General features: G+C 55.4%; 21 protein-coding genes and 1 pseudogene. 18 read left to right on the top strand and 4 right to left on the bottom strand.

Annotation, left to right across the window (positions count from 1 at the left end):
- Positions 1-67: 67 nt before the first annotated feature.
- On the top strand, positions 68-151 hold the full coding sequence (gene azuC / locus OSH03_RS08840) for a stress response protein AzuC (protein ID WP_014884364.1): 84 nt from the start codon (positions 68-70) through the stop codon (positions 149-151).
- A gap of 107 nt (positions 152-258) precedes the next feature.
- Positions 259-510: a DUF2766 family protein gene (locus OSH03_RS08845; protein WP_008500405.1), complete on the top strand. Its 252-nt coding sequence runs from the start codon at positions 259-261 to the stop codon at positions 508-510.
- Positions 511-551: 41 nt separating this feature from the next.
- Here the strand turns inward: OSH03_RS08845 and OSH03_RS08850 are convergent, their stop codons facing one another.
- Both OSH03_RS08850 and OSH03_RS08855 read right to left on the bottom strand, forming a co-directional pair.
- Positions 552-1,895, bottom strand: a complete 1,344-nt coding sequence (locus OSH03_RS08850) for an anaerobic C4-dicarboxylate transporter (RefSeq protein ID WP_266178840.1) — start codon at positions 1,893-1,895, stop codon at positions 552-554.
- 164 nt (positions 1,896-2,059) lie between these two features.
- Positions 2,060-2,562: pseudogene (locus OSH03_RS08855) on the bottom strand (non-heme ferritin-like protein).
- Positions 2,563-3,348: 786 nt separating this feature from the next.
- On the opposite strand from OSH03_RS08855, the gene araF reads away from it, so the two are divergent.
- The 5 genes from araF (at position 3,349) to otsA (ending at position 9,298) form a co-directional block, all read left to right on the top strand.
- Entirely contained in the window at positions 3,349-4,338 is a 990-nt protein-coding gene (gene araF, locus OSH03_RS08860) for an arabinose ABC transporter substrate-binding protein AraF (RefSeq protein ID WP_008500409.1), read from the top strand.
- Positions 4,339-4,409: 71 nt separating this feature from the next.
- Entirely contained in the window at positions 4,410-5,924 is a 1,515-nt protein-coding gene (gene araG, locus OSH03_RS08865) for an L-arabinose ABC transporter ATP-binding protein AraG (protein ID WP_266178841.1), read from the top strand.
- A gap of 14 nt (positions 5,925-5,938) precedes the next feature.
- A complete protein-coding gene (gene araH, locus OSH03_RS08870; RefSeq protein WP_266178929.1) occupies positions 5,939-6,919 on the top strand; it encodes an arabinose ABC transporter permease AraH in 981 nt (326 codons plus the stop codon).
- Between the two features lie 176 nt (positions 6,920-7,095).
- Positions 7,096-7,899, top strand: coding sequence for a trehalose-phosphatase (gene otsB / locus OSH03_RS08875; RefSeq protein WP_266178842.1), 804 nt, complete (start codon positions 7,096-7,098; stop codon positions 7,897-7,899).
- Complete coding sequence (gene otsA, locus OSH03_RS08880; RefSeq protein ID WP_266178843.1) at positions 7,874-9,298, top strand: alpha,alpha-trehalose-phosphate synthase; 1,425 nt, start codon at positions 7,874-7,876, stop codon at positions 9,296-9,298. Before otsB ends, otsA begins: the two co-directional genes overlap by 26 nt.
- A gap of 16 nt (positions 9,299-9,314) precedes the next feature.
- Here otsA and uspC read toward each other — a convergent pair whose 3' ends face one another.
- A complete protein-coding gene (gene uspC, locus OSH03_RS08885; RefSeq protein ID WP_266178844.1) occupies positions 9,315-9,743 on the bottom strand; it encodes a universal stress protein UspC in 429 nt (142 codons plus the stop codon).
- Positions 9,744-10,538: 795 nt separating this feature from the next.
- Between uspC and flhD the strand changes: the two genes are divergently transcribed.
- The 6 genes from flhD to cheW all read left to right on the top strand — a co-directional run bounded on the left by flhD (position 10,539) and on the right by cheW (position 15,971).
- Positions 10,539-10,889 carry a flagellar transcriptional regulator FlhD gene (gene flhD / locus OSH03_RS08890; protein ID WP_028013654.1) on the top strand — a complete coding sequence of 117 codons (351 nt, stop codon included), beginning with the start codon at positions 10,539-10,541 and terminating at the stop codon, positions 10,887-10,889.
- A 2-nt stretch (positions 10,890-10,891) separates the two neighbouring features.
- On the top strand, positions 10,892-11,470 hold the full coding sequence (gene flhC, locus OSH03_RS08895; protein WP_013096051.1) for a flagellar transcriptional regulator FlhC: 579 nt from the start codon (positions 10,892-10,894) through the stop codon (positions 11,468-11,470).
- A 123-nt stretch (positions 11,471-11,593) separates the two neighbouring features.
- On the top strand, positions 11,594-12,481 hold the full coding sequence (motA, locus tag OSH03_RS08900) for a flagellar motor stator protein MotA (protein ID WP_008500417.1): 888 nt from the start codon (positions 11,594-11,596) through the stop codon (positions 12,479-12,481).
- Positions 12,478-13,407, top strand: a complete 930-nt coding sequence (gene motB, locus OSH03_RS08905; RefSeq protein ID WP_061097847.1) for a flagellar motor protein MotB — start codon at positions 12,478-12,480, stop codon at positions 13,405-13,407. Before motA ends, motB begins: the two co-directional genes overlap by 4 nt.
- 4 nt (positions 13,408-13,411) lie before the next feature.
- Entirely contained in the window at positions 13,412-15,448 is a 2,037-nt protein-coding gene (cheA, locus tag OSH03_RS08910) for a chemotaxis protein CheA (protein WP_266178845.1), read from the top strand.
- A 19-nt stretch (positions 15,449-15,467) separates the two neighbouring features.
- Positions 15,468-15,971 carry a chemotaxis protein CheW gene (gene cheW / locus OSH03_RS08915; RefSeq protein ID WP_014884351.1) on the top strand — a complete coding sequence of 168 codons (504 nt, stop codon included), beginning with the start codon at positions 15,468-15,470 and terminating at the stop codon, positions 15,969-15,971.
- A 103-nt stretch (positions 15,972-16,074) separates the two neighbouring features.
- Here cheW and OSH03_RS08920 read toward each other — a convergent pair whose 3' ends face one another.
- Positions 16,075-17,334, bottom strand: a complete 1,260-nt coding sequence (locus OSH03_RS08920) for a dicarboxylate/amino acid:cation symporter (RefSeq protein ID WP_028013651.1) — start codon at positions 17,332-17,334, stop codon at positions 16,075-16,077.
- A 429-nt stretch (positions 17,335-17,763) separates the two neighbouring features.
- On the opposite strand from OSH03_RS08920, the gene OSH03_RS08925 reads away from it, so the two are divergent.
- Genes OSH03_RS08925 through OSH03_RS08945 form a run of 5 tightly spaced genes read left to right on the top strand, consistent with a single transcriptional unit; the run spans position 17,764 to position 22,991 of the window.
- Complete coding sequence (locus tag OSH03_RS08925; RefSeq protein ID WP_061097849.1) at positions 17,764-18,336, top strand: Csu type fimbrial protein; 573 nt, start codon at positions 17,764-17,766, stop codon at positions 18,334-18,336.
- 12 nt (positions 18,337-18,348) lie between these two features.
- Complete coding sequence (locus OSH03_RS08930) at positions 18,349-18,897, top strand: Csu type fimbrial protein (protein ID WP_266178846.1); 549 nt, start codon at positions 18,349-18,351, stop codon at positions 18,895-18,897.
- Positions 18,898-18,913: 16 nt separating this feature from the next.
- On the top strand, positions 18,914-19,672 hold the full coding sequence (locus OSH03_RS08935; protein ID WP_266178847.1) for a fimbrial biogenesis chaperone: 759 nt from the start codon (positions 18,914-18,916) through the stop codon (positions 19,670-19,672).
- Positions 19,648-22,032 carry a fimbria/pilus outer membrane usher protein gene (locus tag OSH03_RS08940; RefSeq protein ID WP_266178848.1) on the top strand — a complete coding sequence of 795 codons (2,385 nt, stop codon included), beginning with the start codon at positions 19,648-19,650 and terminating at the stop codon, positions 22,030-22,032. The genes OSH03_RS08935 and OSH03_RS08940 overlap by 25 nt, the downstream gene beginning before the upstream one ends.
- Positions 22,029-22,991, top strand: a complete 963-nt coding sequence (locus tag OSH03_RS08945; protein WP_266178849.1) for a Csu type fimbrial protein — start codon at positions 22,029-22,031, stop codon at positions 22,989-22,991. Before OSH03_RS08940 ends, OSH03_RS08945 begins: the two co-directional genes overlap by 4 nt.
- The last annotated feature ends 43 nt before the right edge of the window (positions 22,992-23,034 follow it).

The raw sequence follows: 23,034 nt of genomic DNA on the forward strand, positions 1-23,034 counted from the left end.
TGTGACGATGGTCATATTATAGGCACATTGACTATAAAGTTGTATAACAAGTTAATGGAGCATCACAATGAAACTGCGCAAAATCCTGAAAAGCATGTGGGCCAATTACTGCCGCACCTTCAAAGACGTGCCGCCTGGCGCCATGTTCTGATAAAAAAACCTGCTTCGGCAGGTTTTTTTGTCTCTGCACGCGAGGAAGGGAAGATGTCAGGGGCCGCGTTTTGATACTATGGCGGCCTTTGAATAAGGAGAAAACCCATGTCACAAAACCTGAGCGCCGATCAGGAGCTGGTATCTGACGTTGTCGCCTGCCAGCTGGTTATCAAGCAAATTCTTGATGTTCTGGACGTTATTGCACCGGTTGAAGTGCGCGAGAAGATGTCCACCCAGCTGAAAAACATCGATTTTGCCAGCCATCCTGCCGCTGCCGATCCGGTTACGCTTCGCGCGATCCAGAAAGCCATCGCGCTGATTGAGCTGCGCTTCACCCCACAGGGCGAGTCTCATTAAAATTGCAAACGGGCGACCGCGCGTGTCGCCCGTTGACGCGGTTAAAAGAAGGTCTGCACCAGCAGGTAGCTCGCCGCGCAGGCGCAGCTTACGCCAATTAGCCCCGGCAGAATAAAGCTGTGGTTAATGATGAATTTGCCGATGCGGGTCGTTCCCGAGCGGTCAAAGCCGATGCAGGCTAAATCGCTCGGGTAGGTCGGCAGGACAAAATAGCCGTAGGACGCCGGGAAGAAGGCGATCAGCATTTTTGGATCGATACCCAGCATCAATCCCATCGGCGCCACGGCCGTCAGGGCCGCCGCCTGGCTGTTTACCAGCTTCGACACCAGGAAAAGCACGATGGCATACGTCCACGGATGGCTTTTAACCACGCCTTCCAGCGCCAGCTTTAACTCATCGAGATGCGCCTGGAAAAAGGTATCGCTCATCCACGCCACCCCGAACACCGAGAAGATCGCCACCATCCCGGCCTTGAATACCGCACCGTTTGAGATGGCGGAGGCATTGACCTTGCAGGCCATCAGCATCACGGCACCGGCAATAAGCATCATCATCTGAATGACGAGGTTCATCGACAGCGCCGTCATTTTGCCTTTCAGCTCGAAGGCGGGGCGCAGTTCGGGAAAGGCCCCGAGCAGGACTACCACCGCAATACCGGCAAAGAAAATCCATGTCGACCAGTAGGCCTCCTTAGGAAAACGCTGGTTCATTAACGTCTCCGTGCCGCCATAGATAAACTCGCGCTGTTTAGGATCTTTCAGTTTCTCCTGAAACTCCGCGTCGTCAGCTAAATCTTTCCCGCGGCGTAAACTCCACAGGGCCGCAATCGCGACGCCGAAAAGCGAAGCGGGAACCGACACGGCGAGGATTTCCAGAATCCCCCACGCGTGCCCAATCCCATGCTGTGCGGCCAGGATGGATACCAGCGACACAACGGCGACGGAAACCGGAGATGCGGTGATCGCCATCTGGGATGCCACCGATGCCACCGCCATTGGGCGTTCCGGGCGGATCCCTTTTTTCAGGGCGATATCCGCAATGATGGGGAACATGGTGTAGACCACGTGCCCGGTGCCGCACAGAAAGGTCAGCGTCCAGGTCGTAAAAGGGGCGAGAAGCGTGATGTGCTGCGGGTGTTTGCGCAGCAGGCGTTCAGCAAACTGCATCATGACGTTAAGGCCACCCGCGGTCTGCAGGGTGGCGGCACAGCCAATCACCGCGAGAATGGTCAACATAACGTCAACCGGAGGCTTGCCGGGCTGGAGCCCAAAGACAAAACACAAAATAAAAAGGCCAATCCCGCTGATTAACCCAAGCCCCATGCCGCCGAAACGTGTTCCCGTCAGCAGGCAGAGGAGAATGACAACAAACTCAATGGTGATCATGCTTTTCCCTCGTCAATGATTATGTAATTAAATAAATCATTACATGTTGTAGGGTTAATCATTGAGAGCGAGATCTGATTTGTTAAATTTCAGCAAAAGCAGTGGGTTGAAGAGGTAGAAAGGAACCTGCCCCCCTGAACCAGGGCAAGGGCAGGTTAAAACGCTTAGTGGTGCTGCACCGTCACAAGATCGAGCAGGTGGCGGTCGGCTTGCTCCGGGCATAAACCTGCCTGTCGCGCATTGTGGATTTCATCCGCCAGCGTTTTCAGCAGCACGCCGTCCTGCTGCTGTTCTTTATCCATATCGCGTAAAAATTTAAGGGTGATGACGTCATGCTGTGCTCGGGCTTCATCGGCCAGCTTGTTGAGCGTCGTGCAGCGCTGCTCATGCTCTTCCAGCGTTTTCTGAAACAGTTCTTCCAGAGAAGAGTAATTTTCGTTGATCCCATCAAGGGCTTTAACAACCGGGTTAGCCCCCGCGGCCTTCAGGAAGTTAAAGACGCGCATCATATGGGTGACGTTGCTTTGTGCCTGTGAACGAAAGAACGTGGCAGAGCCCGTGAGGCTTTTTCGGAACACCATGCACTTAAGTGAAGGTGCAGGTTCGAGGCGTAGAACTCAAGGTTCATCTGCGCGTTAAGTTTTTGCATCATCGTTTGGGTAGCCATACTCATATCCTTATAGACTGTGGGACGCGATGTCCGCTGCTTAACCTGACAGCCAGGCAAATACGAAGAAAAACAGAATTGCAATTTTTGCAGTGACTAAAGTCGATCGAAAATTCACTTCCTGTGTTCGATATAAATAAGCATACCTTTGTCTCAGGATTAAGAAAACTCTTAATTAGGCTGTGTTTACCATACATTACAAACTTTAATATAGTACAAAAATACAAATATATAGCCATCAAATGGAATTCCTTAAGTGGTTGATATTAAAGGATAAGTATCTTTCCTGGTATGCTGATTTCCTTTCGTGAACATTTAGCCGGAATAATGCTCTGTGAGAAAAATAAATACAGATTATTCCTTTCAAATATATGATGCGTTGCTAAATTTGCGCCAAATCAATTTTAACGGAATAACCCCTTTTCATGACTCTTTTGTTTTTTTGATGAAAAGCATGGATCCCGTTCAGGGGGGAACCGCAGCGCCACCCGCCGTAAGGTATCAGGGATTTCTTAGCTAATCTTATGGATAATTCTGCTTAGCCTGCTTTCATTTGTCTGACAATTCCGGCCTTTTTTATGTCATTTTTCGCTGAATTTATGTACGCAATTACTGTAATTCTGCGGTGTGATGCGGCTCTCTTATGGATGATTAATTTCCCGCTAAAACTATCACCAGCAATAACGCTTATGACGAGGTAAGCGCTAATGCCTTGTTTTAAGTCCGATTAAATAAGAAGCACGCAAATCTTCCCTACAGAAAAGAATGCTAAAGCTGGAGTTTACCATGCACAAATTTACTAAAGCGCTGGCGGCCATCGGTCTGGCTGCCGTTATGTCACAATCCGCTATCGCTGAGAATTTAAAACTCGGTTTTTTGGTAAAACAGCCGGAAGAACCCTGGTTCCAAACCGAGTGGAAATTCGCTGATAAAGCCGGAAAAGATTTAGGTTTTGAGGTGATTAAAATCGCCGTGCCGGACGGTGAGAAAACGCTGAACGCCATCGACAGCCTGGCGGCCAGCGGCGCGAAAGGCTTTGTTATTTGTACTCCGGATCCCAAACTCGGGTCAGCAATTGCGGCGAAAGCCCGCGGTTATGACATGAAGGTTATTGCGGTTGACGATCAGTTCGTTAACGCCAAAGGCAAACCGATGGACAGCGTTCCGCTGGTTATGATGGCGGCAACCAAAATCGGTGAACGTCAGGGGCAGGAGCTTTATAAAGAGATGCAGAAACGCGGCTGGGATGTGAAAGAGACCGCCGTCATGGCCATCACCGCGGACGAGCTGGACACGGCGCGACGTCGTACGACCGGTTCAATGGACGCGCTGAAAGCGGCCGGCTTCCCGGAAAAACAGATCTATAAAGTGCCAACCAAATCCAACGATATCCCGGGCGCTTTCGACGCCGCGAACTCTATGCTGGTCCAGCACCCGGAAGTGAAGCACTGGCTGGTGGTCGGCATGAACGACAACACCGTGCTGGGCGGCGTGCGCGCAACGGAAGGTCAGGGCTTCAAGGCGCCTGACGTGATCGGCATCGGCATCAACGGCGTGGATGCGGTCAGCGAGCTGTCCAAGGCGCAGGCCACCGGCTTCTACGGCTCTCTGCTGCCAAGCCCGGACGTTCACGGCTACAAATCCAGCGAAATGCTCTACAACTGGGTAACCAAAGGGGCTGAACCGCCGAAATTTACCGAAGTGACCGACGTGGTGCTGATTACCCGCGACAACTTCAAAGAGGAACTGGCGAAAAAAGGACTGGGCGGTAAGTAATACGCTGTGATTGTGCCCCTTACTCACCGTAAGGGGCCAGACGTACACACTACAGGAATCACGGAGTCGTTATGCAACAGTCTAATCCGTATCTCTCTTTTCGCGGCATCGGGAAAACGTTCCCCGGTGTTAACGCGCTGACCGATATCAGCTTCGACTGCTATGCCGGCCAGGTTCATGCCCTGATGGGGGAAAACGGAGCGGGGAAATCCACGCTGTTAAAAATCCTCAGCGGCAACTACGCGCCAACAACCGGCACGCTGGCCATTCGCGGTGAAGAGGTGGCCTTTGCCGATACCACGGCGGCGCTCAACGCCGGTGTCGCTATTATCTATCAGGAACTGCACCTCATCCCTGAGATGACCGTGGCCGAAAACATCTATTTAGGGCAGCTTCCGCACAAAAGCGGCGTGGTGAATCGTTCGCTACTTAATTATGAAGCGGGGCTGCAGCTTAAGCATCTGGGTCTGGACGTCGATCCCCAGACGCCGCTGAAATACCTCTCCATCGGCCAGTGGCAGATGGTTGAAATTGCCAAGGCGCTGGCGCGTAACGCCAGAGTGATTGCCTTTGATGAACCCACCAGTTCGCTCTCGGCGCGTGAAATCGAAAACCTGTTCCGCGTGATCCGCGAGCTGCGTCAGGAAGGCCGCACCATTTTGTACGTCTCGCACCGCATGGAGGAGATTTTTGCCCTGAGCGATGCCATCACCGTCTTTAAAGATGGGCGCTATGTGCGCACCTTCACCGATATGCAGCAGGTTAACCATGACCAGCTTGTTCAGGCGATGGTCGGGCGCGATCTGGGCGATATCTATCACTGGAAACCCCGCGAGTACGGCCCCGAGCGCCTGCGTCTGGACAACGTCAAAGCGCCGGGCGTGCGAACGCCGGTTTCGCTATCCGTACGCAGCGGTGAGATCGTCGGGCTGTTTGGTCTGGTGGGGGCGGGGCGCAGCGAGCTGATGAAAGGGCTGTTCGGCGGTACCCGCATTACCGCAGGGCAGGTCTCTATTGACGGCGAGCAGGTGGATATCCGGAAACCTGCCCACGCGATCGGGGCCGGGATGATGCTCTGCCCGGAAGACCGCAAGGCGGAGGGGATCATTCCGGTGCATTCGGTGCGCGACAACATCAACATTTCTGCCCGCCGTAAGTTTATCCGCGCGGGGTGCCTGATTAACGACGGCTGGGAGTCGAGCAACGCCGACCATCATATTCGCTCGCTGAATATCAAAACGCCGGGACCGGAACAGCTGATTATGAATCTGTCAGGCGGGAACCAGCAGAAGGCCATTTTAGGCCGCTGGCTGTCGGAGGATATGAAGGTCATTTTGCTGGACGAGCCGACGCGCGGTATCGATGTGGGCGCAAAACACGAGATTTACAACGTGATCTATGAACTGGCAAAACGCGGCGTGGCGGTGCTGTTCGCCTCCAGCGATCTGCCTGAGGTGCTTGGCGTTGCCGACCGCATTGTAGTGATGCGCGAAGGCGAAATCGCCGGTGAACTACTTCATGAACAGGCGAATGAACAACAGGCGTTGAACCTCGCCATGCCTAAAGTCAGCCAGGCAGTCGCCTGAGTAAGGAGTTAATGATGTCCTCTGTTACTACATCCGGAGCGCCGAAGTCGGCTTTCAGCTTTGGCCGTATCTGGGACCAGTACGGCATGCTGGTGGTCTTTGCCGCACTCTTCGTCGCCTGTGCGATCTTCGTGCCTAATTTTGCCACCTTCATTAATATGAAAGGGCTGGGGCTGGCTATTTCCATGTCCGGCATGGTGGCCTGCGGCATGCTCTTCTGTCTGGCCTCCGGTGATTTCGACCTGTCGGTGGCCTCGGTTATCGCCTGCGCGGGCGTCACCACGGCGGTGGTGATCAACATGACGGAAAGCCTGTGGATTGGCGTTTTTGCCGGTCTGTTGCTCGGCGTGATCAGCGGTCTGGTAAACGGTTTTGTTATCGCACGCCTGAAGATTAACGCCCTGATTACCACGCTTGCGACGATGCAGATAGTCCGCGGCCTGGCCTATATCATCTCCGACGGTAAAGCGGTGGGGATTGAAGACGAGCGCTTCTTTACGCTGGGCTACGCCAACTGGCTGGGCCTGCCGGCGCCTATCTGGCTCACCGTGGCCTGCCTGATCCTGTTCGGCTTCCTGCTGAACCGCACCACCTTTGGTCGTAACACGCTGGCGATCGGCGGTAATGAAGAAGCGGCGCGGCTGGCAGGGGTGCCGGTCGTACGCACCAAGATTATTATCTTCGTGCTCTCGGGGCTGGTTTCTGCCGCTGCCGGGATTATTCTGGCCTCGCGTATGACCAGCGGACAGCCGATGACCTCCATCGGTTATGAGCTGATCGTCATTTCAGCCTGCGTTTTAGGGGGCGTTTCCCTCAAGGGCGGCATCGGAAAAATCTCATATGTGGTGGCCGGTATCCTGATTTTGGGCACGGTGGAGAACGCCATGAACCTGCTGAATATTTCGCCATTCTCTCAGTACGTCGTGCGTGGCCTGATCCTGCTGGCAGCAGTGATTTTCGACCGTTACAAGCAAAAAGCGAAGCGTACCGTGTAACCCCAGCGCTGACTTTTTATTGCTCAACTAATAACCATAGTTGACCCCTGAACCGCCTCGCCAGTTTTGCTGGCGGGGCGGTTGTCAAATGGCGAGGCCCATCACACTGTCTATACTTACATGGCTATGAAAGAGGTAAAGGCGTTTACCTCTCGTAAACCGTAAGGAGGATTAGGGTGGCTGACTTGTTAACCGCACCGCCTGTACTGCCCGGAAAATATGCTTTCTTTTTTGACCTCGACGGGACGCTCGCCGGGATCCAGCCGCATCCTGACGACGTGGTCGTACCGGATACGGTGCTAGAGAATTTGCAGCAGCTCTCCAGACTGAACGAGGGCGCATTGGCATTGATTTCAGGGCGCTCAATGGCCGAGCTGGACGTGCTCGCCAGTCCTTACCACTTTCCGCTGGCCGGTGTACACGGAGCGGAGCGCCGCGATATCCATGATCAACTGCATGTTGTATCACTCCCCGATACCTTAATTCAGGCGTTACACGCTGAACTCTCCACGGCGCTGGCGTCGCTTCCGGGCACGGAACTGGAAGCGAAAGGCATGGCGTTCGCCTTGCACTATCGGCAGGCTCCGCACCACGAAGCGGCGATCTTTGCGATTGCCCGCAGCGTGGCCGATGCACATCCGCAGCTCGCGCTGCAGCCGGGGAAGTGCGTCGTAGAGATAAAACCTGAGGGCATTAATAAGGGGGCCGCTATTGCGGCGTTTATGGCGGAAGCGCCATTTAAGGGACGTACACCGGTATTTTTTGGCGATGACCTGACCGATGAGGCCGGGTTTCGCGTGGTGAAACAGGCCGGAGGGATCGCCGTCAAGGTGGGGCCTGGTGACACTGTCGCTGAATGGCGTCTGGCGAATGTCGCCAGCGTCTGGCAGTGGATTTCTGATATCGCTAACCAGCAACAACAACAAATAGCGCAAAACAAAGGGGGAAACCATTATGGGTCGCTTAGTCGTCGTCTCTAACCGAATCGCACCGCCTGATGATAAAAAAGCCAGTGCAGGTGGCCTGGCGGTAGGGGTATTAGGTGCCTTAAAAGCTGCTGGCGGGCTGTGGTTTGGCTGGAGCGGTGAAATCAATGAACAAGATAAACCGCTTACAAAGGTGACGCGCGGAAACATTACGTGGGCTTCATTTGCGCTTAAAGAGAAAGACTATGACGAGTATTACTCGCAGTTCTCCAATGCCGTCCTGTGGCCTGCGTTTCACTATCGTCTTGACCTGGTGAAATTCCAGCGTGAATCCTTCGAGGGCTACTCGCGGGTGAATGCGCTGCTGGCGGATAAACTGCTGCCTTTAATAGAGGAAGACGATATTTTATGGATCCACGATTATCATCTGCTCCCCTTCGCCAGAGAGCTGCGTAAAAGGGGAGTCAATAACCGAATTGGCTTCTTCCTGCACATTCCGTTCCCGACGCCGGAAATTTTCACCGCGCTGCCGCCGCATGAAGAACTGCTGGAGGCGCTGTGTGATTACGATCTGCTGGGCTTCCAGACCGAAAATGACCGTCTCGCGTTCCTGGACTCCGTTTCAGGCAAAACGCGCCTGGCGACCAGCGGCGGCAAAACCCATACGGCGTGGGGGAAAACCTTCCACACCGAGGTTTATCCGATTGGTATTGAACCCGACGAAATTGCGGAACAGGCCTCCGGCCCGCTGCCGCCGAAGCTGGCCCAGCTTAAGAATGAACTCAAGCACGTGAAGAATATCTTCTCGGTAGAGCGTCTGGATTATTCCAAAGGGCTGCCGGAACGCTTCCTGGCGTATGAAACGCTGCTGGATAAATACCCTCAGCACCACGGTAAAATCCGCTATACCCAGATCGCGCCAACGTCGCGCGGGGAAGTGCAGGCCTATCAGGATATTCGCCATCAGCTGGAGACAGAAGCGGGACGCATCAACGGGCGCTACGGCCAACTGGGCTGGACGCCGCTCTTTTATCTGAATCAGCATTTTGACCGTAAGATCCTGATGAAGGTCTTCCGCTACGCCGACGTGGGCCTGGTTACGCCGCTGCGCGACGGGATGAACCTGGTGGCAAAAGAGTATGTGGCGGCTCAGGACCCGGCGGATCCTGGCGTGCTGGTGCTTTCCCAGTTTGCCGGGGCCGCGAATGAACTGACTTCAGCGCTGCTCGTGAACCCTTACGATCGGGATGACGTGGCTAACGCTCTTAACCGCGCGCTGACCATGCCGCTGACGGAGCGTATTTCCCGCCATGCCGAAATGATGGAGACGATCCGTAAAAACGATATTAATCACTGGCAGGCACGTTTTATTGAGGATCTACGCGAAATAGCCCCGCAAAGTCATGAAGGCAATCTGCAAAAAAAGATCGCGACCTTCCCTAAACTTGCCTGATATTCCTCTGGGGGGGTTAAGCCCCCCCAAGCGGCACTAACAGCACGTCCACCTGGCTAGAGGCGATAATAGATTTTGCCGCGCAGGTCGCCCGCGATATAAAGCTGTGGTTATGGTTCCCGCAAATCACTAAATCAATATTCTGCTTGCGGCACATATCAAGAATATGGGCATTCAGTTCCCCCGTCGCAATAACGGTTTCATGAACAGGGTAATCTGCTTTTTCGACAAGCTCTCGCAGAAACTGCTGCGTTTCTTCCTGCAATACCTCACGAATATCTTCCAGCATTGGGGCCGCCAGCTGATTGTACATCTCGGGTTCGGCCTCAAGGGTGATGAGGCTGATGCGCGCATTGTGAGGCCTGGCGATCGAAACGGCCCGGGCGACGAGCTGGTGGCTTTCGGGGGAAACGGCAACAGAAACAAGAAGATGGGAGTAACTCATGGCGCACTCCTTAAGATGTCTGACAGACAGCGTTACATCACCATTACCGCGAATTTGCAGGTTCCGCAAGAGTTGAATAAGACATTAGTGTGAAGCTTATCATAATTATTCATTAATTATTCTTATAAGAAGAATAACTAAAAAACGCGCCTAAATGAAAAAAATTAACAACTTAACGTAAGTCACACAATTCTGCCCTTTCGCTATTAAATGGTTTTAACAAGTTATAAACGCATTTCAAATGATTACGTGCAGAAACAAATTTTTTAGTCACCCCGCATAACTATATGTTTTATCGAGGTAATCAAAATGTGTCCCTGAGGCACACGCGATGTAACGATTGCTGATGCTGCACGCACTGATAAAAGCACGTTGCGTGCCACTTTTGCTCACGCTTCTGCATGAGTATTCGTCGATTAAGAATACAAAACAGTGCTGATTGGTCAAAAAATGAGCAAATTAGAAGTCATACTGATGGATTTATGGGGCCTATTCACTTAAATTATGTGACGCAGATCACATTTTTTTTAAATTTGAGGGTGCCTGCATTGTATGTGGCAAATCTGACGAGTAGAGTTTGCGTCGAATTAGGAAAAATCTTAGTTATTTGTAAGAAACGATAAAACATGTAAGAGATGTAACCGAGTTGCATCCCTTACGCGTTTGGATGAATACAAACCTAGATTCAACTATGCATTTAGCCTTTTCTTTTTTATACCGGGTGATTTCCCGGCGACATCACGGGGTGCGGTCTTTCCGCATAAAAATAATAGTTGGTTATTCGGGATGGGAACAATGCATACATCCGAGTTGCTAAAACATATCTATGACATCAATCTGTCATATTTACTGCTCGCGCAGCGTTTAATTAGTCAGGACAAAGCGTCCGCGATGTTTCGTCTGGGTATTAACGAAGAAATGGCAACCATGCTGGGCGGATTAACCCTCCCGCAGATGGTAAAACTGGCGGAAACGAATCAACTGGTGTGCCAGTTCCGTTTTGATAATCCGCAGACGATAACGCGTCTGACGCAGGAATCCCGCGTTGACGATCTGCAACAGATCCATACCGGTATCCTGCTCTCCACTCGCTTGCTTAGCGACATCAGCCAGCCTGATGACGCAGCCCGTAAGAAAAGGGCCTAGCAATGAGCGAAAAAAGCATTGTTCAGGAAGCGCGTGACATACAGCTGGCCATGGAGCTGATTACGCTGGGTGCTCGTTTACAAATGCTGGAAAGCGAGACTCAGCTGAGCCGTGGTCGCCTCATCAAACTGTATAAAGAGTTACGCGGTAGTCCCCCGCCGAAAGGCATGCTGCCGTTTTCTACGGACTGGTTTATGACCTGGGAGCAGAACATCCACGCTTCCATGTTCTGTAATGCCTGGCAGTATCTTCTCAAAACCGGTTTGTGCAGCGGCGTAGACGCCGTGATCAAAGCGTACAAACTTTACCTTGAACAATGCCCACAGCAGGAAGAAGGCCCTCTGCTGGCGCTGACCCGCGCATGGACGCTGGTGCGTTTTGTTGAGAGCGGAATGCTTGAACTGTCGCGCTGCAATTGCTGCGACGGCAATTTTATTACCCATGCTCATCAGCCTGCAGGCAGCTTCGCCTGTAGTTTATGTCAGCCGCCATCCCGCGCAGTAAAAAGACGTAAACTTTCCCGGGATGCTGCCGATATTATTCCACAACTGCTGGATGAACAGATCGAACAAGCTGTTTAACCCGAACGTGTGGGCAAGATTCCAGCAGCGGTAAGCCCTTACCGCTGCTTTTTTTTACCCCGCAAACGGTAAACGCTGCGAGCTGGACGTCCTTGCCATAGTCACTAGCGGAAGGATGATGTCGTGCTTATCTTATTAGGTTACCTGGTAGTTCTCGGTACAGTTTTCGGCGGTTACATGATGACCGGCGGGCACCTTGGAGCACTCTATCAACCGGCTGAACTTATTATCATCGGCGGCGCAGGGGTAGGGGCTTTTATCGTTGGTAACAACGGTAAATCGATCAAGGGCACGTTAAAAGCAATTCCATTGCTGTTCCGTCGCTCGAAATACACCAAAAGCATGTATATGGATCTGCTGGCGCTGCTCTATCGCCTGATGGCGAAGTCGCGTCAGCAGGGGATGTTCTCGCTTGAGCGGGATATTGAAAACCCGAAAGAGAGCGAAATTTTTGCCAGCTATCCGCGCATTCTGGCGGACGCCATGATGCTGGATTTCATCGTCGACTATTTGCGACTCATCATCAGCGGCAATATGAACACCTTCGAAATCGAAGCGCTGATGGACGAAGAGATCGAAACCCACGAAAGCGAATCTGAAGTGCCGGCCAACAGCCTGGCGCTGGTGGGCGACTCCCTTCCGGCGTTTGGTATCGTGGCGGCGGTCATGGGGGTGGTACACGCCCTGGCCTCAGCGGATCGCCCGGCGGCCGAACTGGGCGCGCTGATTGCCCATGCGATGGTGGGCACCTTCCTCGGTATTTTGCTGGCTTACGGTTTTATCTCTCCGCTGGCAAGCGTGCTGCGCCAGAAGAGCGCGGAAACCACCAAAATGATGCAGTGCGTGAAGATCACGCTGCTCTCTAACCTCAACGGTTACGCGCCACCGATCGCGGTTGAATTTGGCCGTAAAACGCTTTACTCCAGCGAGCGTCCGTCGTTTATCGAGCTTGAAGAACACGTGCGCGCGGTGAAAAACCCAAACCAACAGACGACAACTGAGGACGCATGAAAAACCAGTCCCATCCGATCGTCATCGTCAAAAAACGCAAGCACAAGGGCGGCGGACACGGTTCCCACGGCTCCTGGAAAATCGCGTACGCCGACTTTATGACCGCAATGATGGCGTTCTTTCTGGTGATGTGGCTGATCTCCATCTCCAGCCCGAAGGAGCTTATCCAGATTGCCGAATATTTCCGTACCCCGCTGGCGACGGCAGTGACCGGTGGGCAGCGTATCTCTAATAGCGAAAGCCCGATTCCTGGCGGCGGCGATGATTACACCCAGCAGAAGGGTGAGGTGAAAAAAGAGCCGAACATCGACGAGCTGAAAAGAAAGATGGAGCAGGCGCGTCTGAAAAAACTGCGTGGCGATCTCGACCAGCTGATTGAAGCGGACCCTAAACTGCGCGCGCTGCGTCCGCACCTGAAAATCGATCTGGTCCAGGAAGGGCTGCGTATTCAGATTATCGACAGCCAGAACCGCCCGATGTTTAAAACCGGGAGTGCGGAAGTTGAGCCCTACATGCGCGATATTCTGCGCGCGATTGCCCCGGTGCTGAACGGCATTCCTAACCGAATCAGCCTGTCGGGCCACACGGATGATTTCCCGTACGCCAGTGGGGAGAAGGGATACAGCAACTGGGAGCTTTCTGCCGATCGTGCCAACGCCTCGCGTCGCGAGCTGGTGGCAGGTGGGCTTGATGATGGCAAGGTACTGCGCGTGGTCGGCATGGCAGCAACCATGCGCGTCTCCGACCGCGGGCCGGATGACGCCATCAACCGTCGTATCAGTCTTTTAGTGCTGAACCAGCAGGCGGAGCAGGCCATCCTGCACGAAAACGCCGAAAGTCAGAATGAGTCACTGGACGATTTAAAACAGCCTGGGGCCGTCCCTGCGGCTGCCGTTCCAACATCGCCACCAGCCAATCCGAGGTGATAGCGTGAGCATGGATATTAGCGATTTTTACCAGACATTCTTTGATGAAGCCGACGAACTGTTGGCGGATATGGAGCAACATTTGCTCGATCTGGTGCCCGAAGCACCGGACTCCGAGCAGCTCAATGCCATCTTCCGCGCGGCGCATTCCATTAAAGGCGGAGCCGGAACGTTTGGATTTACCATCCTGCAGGAAACGACCCATTTAATGGAAAACCTGCTTGATGAAGCACGACGCGGTGAGATGCAGCTCAATACCGACATTATCAACCTGTTTTTGGAAACCAAAGATATTATGCAGGAACAGCTCGACGCCTATAAAAGTTCGGCAGAGCCTGATGCCGCCAGCTTTGAATACATCTGCAATGCGCTGCGCCAGCTCGCCCTGGAAGCAAAAGGTGAGGTCGCTGCAGCCGTTGTCCCTGCGGCAAAACTGAGCGTTGTCGATGCGGTTGCTGCTGAAGAGGCCGCACCAGCCGCTGCGCAAGCGGGCAAACTGCGCGTTGTGCTGTCACGCCTGAAAGAGAGCGAAGTTAACCTTCTGGAAGAAGAGCTGGGTAACCTGGCAACGTTAAGTAACGTAGTGAAAGGCAAAGACAGCCTCGCGGCGACCCTCGATGACGGTATCAGTCAGGACGATATCGTGGCGGTGCTGTGCTTTGTCATTGAAGCCGACCAGATCGCCTTCGAAACGGAAACCGCCGCGGCAGAAGCGCCAGCTGCGCAAGAAGAGGTGGCCGTCGTCGAGCAGGCTGCGGCACCGGCTGTTGCGCCTGCGGCTCCGGTATTGAAAGCGGTGCCAAAAGAGGCCGCGGCACCAGGCCGTGGTGAAAAACCGGCCGCGCGCTCCAGCGAGTCCACCAGCATTCGCGTGGCCGTTGAGAAGGTTGACCAGCTGATTAACCTGGTTGGCGAACTGGTGATCACCCAGTCCATGCTGGCACAGCGTTCTAACGAACTGGACCCGGTCACGCACGGAGATCTGATCACCAGCATGGGCCAGCTGCAGCGTAACGCCCGCGACCTGCAGGAATCGGTGATGTCCATCCGCATGATGCCGATGGAATATGTCTTCAGCCGCTTCCCGCGCCTGGTGCGCGACCTTGCCAGCAAGCTGAATAAGCAGATTGAACTGACCCTGATGGGCAGCTCAACGGAGCTGGATAAGAGCCTGATCGAGCGCATCATCGACCCGTTAACGCACCTGGTGCGTAACAGCCTTGACCACGGTATCGAACTGCCGGAAAACCGCATTGCCGCCGGGAAATCCCCGGTCGGGAATCTGATCCTCTCTGCGGAACATCAGGGCGGGAATATCTGCATTGAAGTGACCGATGACGGCGCGGGTCTCAACCGCGAGCGCATCCTGGCGAAGGCTATTTCGCAGGGGATGGCGGTGAATGAAAACATGACCGACGAAGAAGTGGGCATGCTGATCTTCGCGCCGGGCTTCTCGACTGCCGAGCAGGTGACGGACGTTTCCGGGCGCGGCGTCGGCATGGACGTGGTGAAACGTAACATTCAGGAGATGGGCGGCCACGTTGAGATCCAGTCTAAACAGGGCTCCGGCACCACCATTCGTATTCTGCTGCCGCTGACGCTGGCGATCCTCGACGGCATGTCGGTCAAAGTGGCGGACGAAGTCTTCATTCTGCCGCTGAACGCGGTGATGGAATCCCTGCAGCCGCGCGAAGAAGATCTGCATCCGCTGGCGGGCGGCGAGCGCGTGCTTGAGGTGCGCGGCGAGTACCTGCCGCTGGTCGAGTTGTGGAAAGTGTTCGAAGTTGACGGGGCGAAGACCGAGGCCACGCAGGGTATCGTGGTGATCCTGCAAAGCGCGGGCCGCCGCTACGCGCTGCTGGTCGATCAGCTGATTGGTCAGCACCAGGTGGTGGTGAAGAACCTCGAAAGCAACTACCGCAAGGTGCCGGGTATTTCTGCTGCCACCATTCTGGGGGATGGTAGCGTGGCGCTGATCGTCGACGTGTCGGCGCTTCAGGGATTAAATCGTGAACAACGTGTGGCGTACACAGCCGCCTGATTAAGTAGAAGGTAATAACATGACCGGTATGAGTAATGTAACGAAACTGGCGGGCGAGCCATCAGGGCAGGAGTTCCTGGTATTCACTTTGGGCGATGAGGAGTACGGCATCGATATCCTGAAAGTGCAGGAAATTCGTGGTTACGACCAGGTTACCCGCATCGCTAACACGCCAGCGTTTATTAAAGGCGTCACCAACCTGCGCGGCGTGATTGTGCCAATCGTGGATCTGCGCGTGAAGTTCAGCCAGGGCGACGTTGACTACAATGACAACACCGTGGTGATCGTCCTGAACCTGGGACAGCGCGTGGTGGGTATCGTGGTGGATGGCGTATCTGACGTCCTCTCGCTGACGTCTGACCAAATCCGCCCTGCGCCGGAGTTTGCGGTCACGCTGTCGACCGAATACCTGACCGGCCTGGGCGCGCTCGGCGAGCGTATGCTGATTCTGGTGAACATCGAGAAGCTGCTGAACAGCGAAGAGATGGCGCTGCTGGATATCGCGGCGAATCATGTAGCGTAGGTAAATGCAAAACGGCAACTCGGTTGCCGTTTTTGTGTTTGCTCCCTCTCCCCGTGGGAGAGGGCCGGGGTGAGGGCATCAGGCCTCACCCTTTTTCATACCGTTACGCTTCCTGCTTTACCAGCTCAGCTTCCGCTTCCCGCGCGCCTTCATTCTGCGAGAGCATCGCCGTCGCAATCCCGTTCCCCAGCACGTTAATCGCGGAACGGCCCATATCCAGGAAGTGGTCGATCCCCATCAGCAGCAGAATGCCCGCTACCGGAATGTTAAAGCTCGGGATCGTCGCGGCCAGCACCACCAGCGAAGAACGCGGCACGCCCGCAATCCCTTTCGACGCCAGCATCAGGGTCAACATCAGCACCGTTACCTCAGAGAAGCTCAGGTGAATGTTGTACGCCTGAGCGATAAACATCGAGGCGAAAGAGCAGTACACCATCGACCCCACCAGGTTGAAGGAGTAGCCAATCGGCAGGACGAAAGAGGCGATGTTGCGCGAGCAGCCAAAGCGCTCCAGCTGCTCCAGCGTTTTAGGGTAGGCCGCTTCAGAACTGCTGGTGGTGAACGCGACCAGCACCGGATCTTTCAGCATGCTGACCAGGCGAAACACCTCTTTTTTCAGCACCATGTAACCCACGGCCAGCAGCACCATGCAGGTGAGAAGAATGGCAACGTAGTAGCCGCCAATAAAGGAAGCGTAGTTCAACAGGATGCCCAGACCTTGCGTGGCAATGACGGAGGAGATCGCCGCGAAGATGGCCAGCGGCGCAACGTACATCACGTAACCCGTTACCTTCAGCATGATATGGGAAACCACATCCAGCGCGGCCACCAGCGGCGCGTTGAATTTCTGCCCCAGCGACGCGCCGCCGATGCCGAAGAACATCGAGAACACCACAATCTGCAGGATCTCATTGTTCGACATCGCCCCCGCGATGCTGGTGGGAATGGTGTGGGACAGGAACGCCTTCAGCGTCATCCCGCCCACGGCCAGACCGGTATCCACCGCCTCGGTTGGGATCGTCAGGTTCAGACCGCTTCCCGGACGCTCCAGCGTGACGATAAACAGTCCGACCAGAATGGAGAGCACGGATGAGCTGATAAACCACACCATCGCTTTGCCGCCCACTCGGCCTATGGTGGAGGTCTCTCCCAGCTTCATAATGCCCACGGTCAGCGTGCTGAAGACCAGCGGCGCAATAACCATTTTGATCAGACGGAGGAAAATATCGGTCAGAAGGGTAATATTATCCGACCAGGCTTTGATGGCATCCGCAGATGCGTACTCGTGAATTGCCGCCCCTGAAAGAATACCCGCCAGCATGAATATCACGATGAAGAGTGTGAGTTTGTTTGCACTTGCCACGAAAAAAGACCCTCTATGCGCTTCAGATGTAGCCCGCGCCGATACATATAAATTTTTTATTACTGCGCGGGAAAATATTCGGCACATAAATTGACGCAAAGCGTAGGGGGATACAACTCCTTTTTAATTTTTATTAATTTTGTTGTTAATGCCCGAACGATATATTGTGATCCTTATCACATTTTGATGGATATATCCTCAGTCAATGTGCAGGAATATTCCTTTTTTTTGTTTTAACCCATTGTTTTATATCTACAAATAAAGTTATCAGGACATGGGTTTTGCCTGCCATGCGCCGGGTGGTCGAAGCGATATCCGTAAACTAAATTCTCAATAACCCCCTCTGAGGAAGGTTTAGCGGGGCTAACATCTTGAACGTTAAAAATAAAATGTCGCAAGGGAACGGAGACGTCTTCTGGAGGGTGGTAAATGAAAAGAAAACTCCTTTTGATCTGCGCAGGCACGTTGCTGACTGCGACAACAGCCCATCATGCGCTGGCCGTCACCAGCAACGGCACCATTGGCGCTACGCTGACGCTGACAAACGGTTGTCTGATTAACGGATCGCCCGCGCAAAGCGGCATTAACTTCGGGATACTCGATTTCGGTACCCATCCCGCAACGTTTTCCACCCTCACCACGCAGCTAACCGGCGCCAGCGGCGGAAATACCTTCACCATTCAATGTACGACCGCCAGCTATTCGGTGGCGATCACCGGCAACACCAACTCCACGGCACCTGGCACCGTTGTCGGCTCGCCGGGAACGCCCGCGCGCTATCTGGTAAACACGGCCAATACGGCGCAGGGCGTAGCTTACAGCCTGTACAGCGACAGTGGCTTCAACACCCTGATTGCCAATAACGCCGCGTTGCCTATCGCGTCCACGGCGGGGGGCGTTGACAGTTACACCCTTTACGGACGTATTACCGGCGGCGGTAACAGCGTAACGGTGGTACCAGGCACCTATACCGACACGATTAACGTCAGCGTAACCTATTAGATCTGCACTGCCATGAAGGCACCTTTTATAGGTCTGCGCAAAAGCGCAGAGGGACACGTGCAGCCTTTTTTCGCGCTGATCGTCGGGCTGCTGCTGCTCCCTACGGCGGGGGCGGTGACGTCGCAATCCTTTAAGGTCAGCGCGACCATTGTGCCGGGATGCGCTGTGGCTACCGGCAGCGGGGGGCTTCTCGGTACGCTGGATTTTGGCACCCATAACGGCGTGGCAAGCGCGCCGGTGAGCACCAGCTTTGTGCCGAACGGGGCCTTGTCCATCGCCTGCACGCCGGGCGTGGCGCTGAGTATGAGCATTAACGGCGGTCAGAATTATTCATCCGTTCGCCGAATGAAGCGCACGAACGGGACGGAAATGGTCCCTTACCGTCTGTACAGCAGCAGTTCGCTGGCCGCGAACAGCGAAATCGGCGTTAACCAGGCGATACCGGTGACCTATACCAACAGCAATAACATCGCGCTGCCGCTATTTGGCGTGGCGCTACTGACCGGGTTTAGCCCGGCAGGAACCTATTCCGATCAGCTCACCGTGACCTTGTCATGGTAATAAAGGGAGAGAGGCAATGAAGCCATTTATCAGGCATTTGTGTCTGGCGAGCGCGTTGTCAGGCGTCGCGGCAGCCGGACAGGCGCAGGCGGCGGCCACTATTCTGCTCTGGCCCATCGATCCCTGGCTTGCCGCAGATGCTAACGCTACGGAGCTGTGGATCCAGAACCAGGGGAACAGCGCAACGACCATGCAGGTGCGCATTGTGCGCTGGAAGCAGGAGGGGGGGTACGAACGCTACAGCGCGCAGCAGGACGTGGTAGCCAGCCCACCCATTGTCACCATCCAGAAAGGCAATAAGCAGCTGATTCGTCTTATTAAACAGGGCGCGGTTCCCGCGGGCGTCGAACAGGCCTACCGCATTATCGTGGATGAAATTCCGCAGCCTGACGGCAAAGACGCGCCCGCCATCGGCCTCAAATTACAGATGCGTTACTCCATTCCGCTGTTTGTCTACGGACAGGGGATCCCGACCCTGAAAGAGGGGGCGCATCACGCGCTGGTGGAGACCCGAAGCCTGAGCTGGCGGGTGACGCAGGAGGGAGGACAACCTGCATTACAGGTGCGTAATCAGGGGGATGTGCACGTCAGGCTTAGCCAGGTGTCGCTGACGCAGGGGGGACAAAAACGCAGCGTAGCGGAGGGGTTACTGGGGTACGTTCTGCCGGGCAGCACCCGCAGCTGGCCGATACCCGCTGGCGTTCGTCAGCCAGACCGGATGAGCGCGCAGATTAATGCCAGGGACGAACAATGGCAGTCGCCTCCCGTCAACTGAAGCCGGCAATGATGATGCTGCTTTGCGTCAGTACCACAGCCTGGGGCGATCCCGGCGACGACAGTTTGCCGCCGCCTCCCCAGGCACAGGCGGTAAATGATGAAGCGGTCTTTCAGCTTGCCCTCGTGCTCAACCACTACGACACCGGTCTGGTGGTACCCGTGACGCAGCGCAACGGCGCTTTCTTTATCTCCAGCGCCGATTTGCTGCGCGCGGGGCTTCCCCCGGAGCATGTGCCCGCCGGAGAGGTGAATCTCGCCTCACTGAGCCAGGTGCGCGTGGAGTACGACAGCGCCGGGCAGCGACTGCTGCTGACCCTTCCCCGGGACTGGATCACCGCCCGGGTCACGCCCTTTAGCGCGCAAACGGCGCAGTCCAAACCGCACTACGGACGCGGGGCGCTGCTGAATTACGATCTCTACACCAACCACACGGAGCACGTTGGCGGCCAGGCGTCGCTCTGGCATGAGCTCCGCTACTTCGACGAGAACGGCTCGTTTTCCTCCACCGGATACGCCCGGAAAAATTTCACCGGAAACGACGGCCAGCAGGAAGGGTATGTTCGCTATGACACCACGCTGCTGATAACGAATGAGGATGACGCGACCACCTGGAGCGCCGGAGACGTGATCAGCGATGCCCTGAGCTGGACCTCCAGCGTGCGGATGGGCGGTATTAGCTACGGACGCGATTTCTCCCTGCGCCCGGACCTGGTGACATGGCCGCTGCCCGAGTTTTCGGGGGAGGCCGCGGTCCCCACCTCGGTGGATCTCTTCATCAACGGCTATCGATCCGGCTCAACGCAGCTTCAGCCGGGGCCCTTCACCCTGACCAATCTGCCCTATATCAACGGGGCGGGGGATGCGGTGCTGGTCACCACCGATGCGCTGGGACGACAGGTGAGCACCACGCTGCCGTTTTACGTCACCAGCGATTTGCTTAAAACAGGGCTGAGCGACGGGGCCGTGACGCTCGGCAGCCTGCGCCGCAATTACGGCATCAGGAATTTTGACTACGGCCCGGCGGCAGGCAGCGGCTCGTATCGCTACGGGGTGACCGACTGGCTGACGCTGGAGGGCCACGCGGAAGGGGCAGAAGAGCTGGCGCTGGGCGGGGCGGGGACGGTGATAAAGCTGGGGCGGTTTGGCGTGGTGAATACCTCCTACTCACAAAGCCGCATGCGCGGAGACGACGGCGGGCAAATCAGCTGGGGCTATCAGTACAGCACCAGCGAATTTAGCGTCGCGACCCAGCACACCCGTCGCGATCGCGGCTTTGGCAATCTCGCTCTCTACGATCAGCCGACGGTGTATGACGAAAATGACCGGCCCATCGCCAGCTTTAGCCGCAATACCGACCAGTATTCTCTGACCTTCAATCTGGGGCAGTACGGCAATATCGGCGCGGCCTGGATCGGCGTGGAGAGCTTTGACAGCCAGAAAACGGAACTGCTGAATCTCTCCTGGAGCCGCAATCTCTGGGGGTCGAGCAGCATTTACCTGGCCGGCAGCCGGGACCAGCAGCGTGGGGACTGGACGGTCGCGCTGTCGCTGCAGGTGCCGCTGGGTGAACGCGACAGCGCTGCCGTCACCTTCGAAAACACCCCGGATGCAGGCAGCACGCAGCGCATTAACTATAACCACTCTATGCCTTCTGACGGCGGGTTTAGCTGGAACATGGCCTGGGCCAACCAGTCACGCTCGCGTGATTATCAACAGGGAACCCTGGGCTGGCGCAATAACAACATTGAACTGCAGGGCGGCGGCTATGGTGAAAGAGAGTCCATGACCTGGTGGGGCGAAGCGATGGGCGCCGTTGTTCTGATGGACGGCGAGCTGTTTGCGGCGAACAAAATCAACGATGCGTTTGTGGTGATCAGCACCGACGGCCATCCGGACGTGCCCGTCAGCTATGAGAACCAGCCCGTCGGCAAAACGAACAATAACGGCTACCTGCTGGTCAGCGGGGTGTCGGCCTATTATCCGGCAAGCTACCGAATCGATACGCTGAATCTGCCGGCGGATACCCGGCTGAAGGAGACGGAGCGGCGGATCGCCATTCGCCGTCACAGCGGATATCTGGTGGACTTCCCGATGGAGCAGGAGCGGGTGGCGAGCGTCATCCTGCACGATGCGCAGGGCCAGGCGATCCCGGTGGGAAGCCAGGTCCGACGCGCCTCGCGCAGCAGTGCGGTGGTGGGGTATGACGGTATTGCCTGGCTGGAAAACCTCAGCGATGTCAACCCGCTTGAGGTGATCACCCCTGGCGGAAAACGCTGCACGGCGACCCTGACCGTGGGGGCCAATCCCGGGCACAAGCTGCAAACCTACGGACCGCTGGTTTGTCGGGAGGGATCATGAGGTGCCTGCTGCTGTTGACGCTGCTGCTGTTTTCCGGCGGCGGCTGGGCGGCGTGTACCGTCAGTACGGTTAATGCGTCGTTTGGCAGCGTCACCTCGTTTGCGCTGAGCGGGACCGGGGAAGTGCAAACCACCGGCACGCTGGTGGTGGCGTGTGACGCCGTGCTCAATGTGCTAACCAACGACTCGGTGACCCTGAACTACACCGCGGCGTCGGTTTCGGGCAACAGCCGCGCGACCATGAAACGCACGGATAATGCCGCTATTACAGACGTGATCCCCACCCGGCTGTGCGGATTATCCGGCTGCGCGAGCAGCAGCGAGGTGCAGATAAGTAAATCGTATACCTGGAGCGGGAATACCCTGCTGGGGCTACTCGGGTCAAAGCAGTACAACATTCCGCTCTATTTTCGCACCGTCCCCGGACAAAACGTGACTGCCGGGCCTTACCAGGTGCTGCTGAACTTTAGCATCAACTACAACGTCTGCGCCGTCGGCCTGGGAAGCCTGTGTACATCTCCCCAGTCGGGAACCGCAACGACCAGTATTCTGCTTAACATGACCGTCACCAACGACTGCAGCGCCATGACCACGCCGGACGTGAACTTTAACAGCGCGCCGCTGGTGCAAAGTTTTCCCACCGTTTCGCAGGCGATTGCCGTTACCTGTACCAAAGGCAGCACCTACACCATTGGCATTAATAATGGTGCCAATGCTCTTAATAATGTCCGCCGGATGGTAAGCGGCAGTAACTACCTGAGCTACGACATCTATAAAGAAGCCAGCGGCAACCGCTGGGGCGGCAGCGGCACCGAGCGCTGGACCAGCGCGACGTCGTCCCAGATCAGTACCGACGGGTTGCTGCGTACCTACAACTATACCGCTAAGGTTCTGACCAATCAGGCCACGCCGCCCGCCGGCACCTACACCGATACGCTGATTGTTGACGTCGCGTTTTAACCCCGCGCTTTTCCCTTTCGCAAATGTAAAGTTCCTGTGGCCT

The organism is Enterobacter nematophilus (genome assembly GCF_026344075.1).
Taxonomy (GTDB): Bacteria; Pseudomonadota; Gammaproteobacteria; order Enterobacterales; family Enterobacteriaceae; genus Enterobacter; species Enterobacter nematophilus.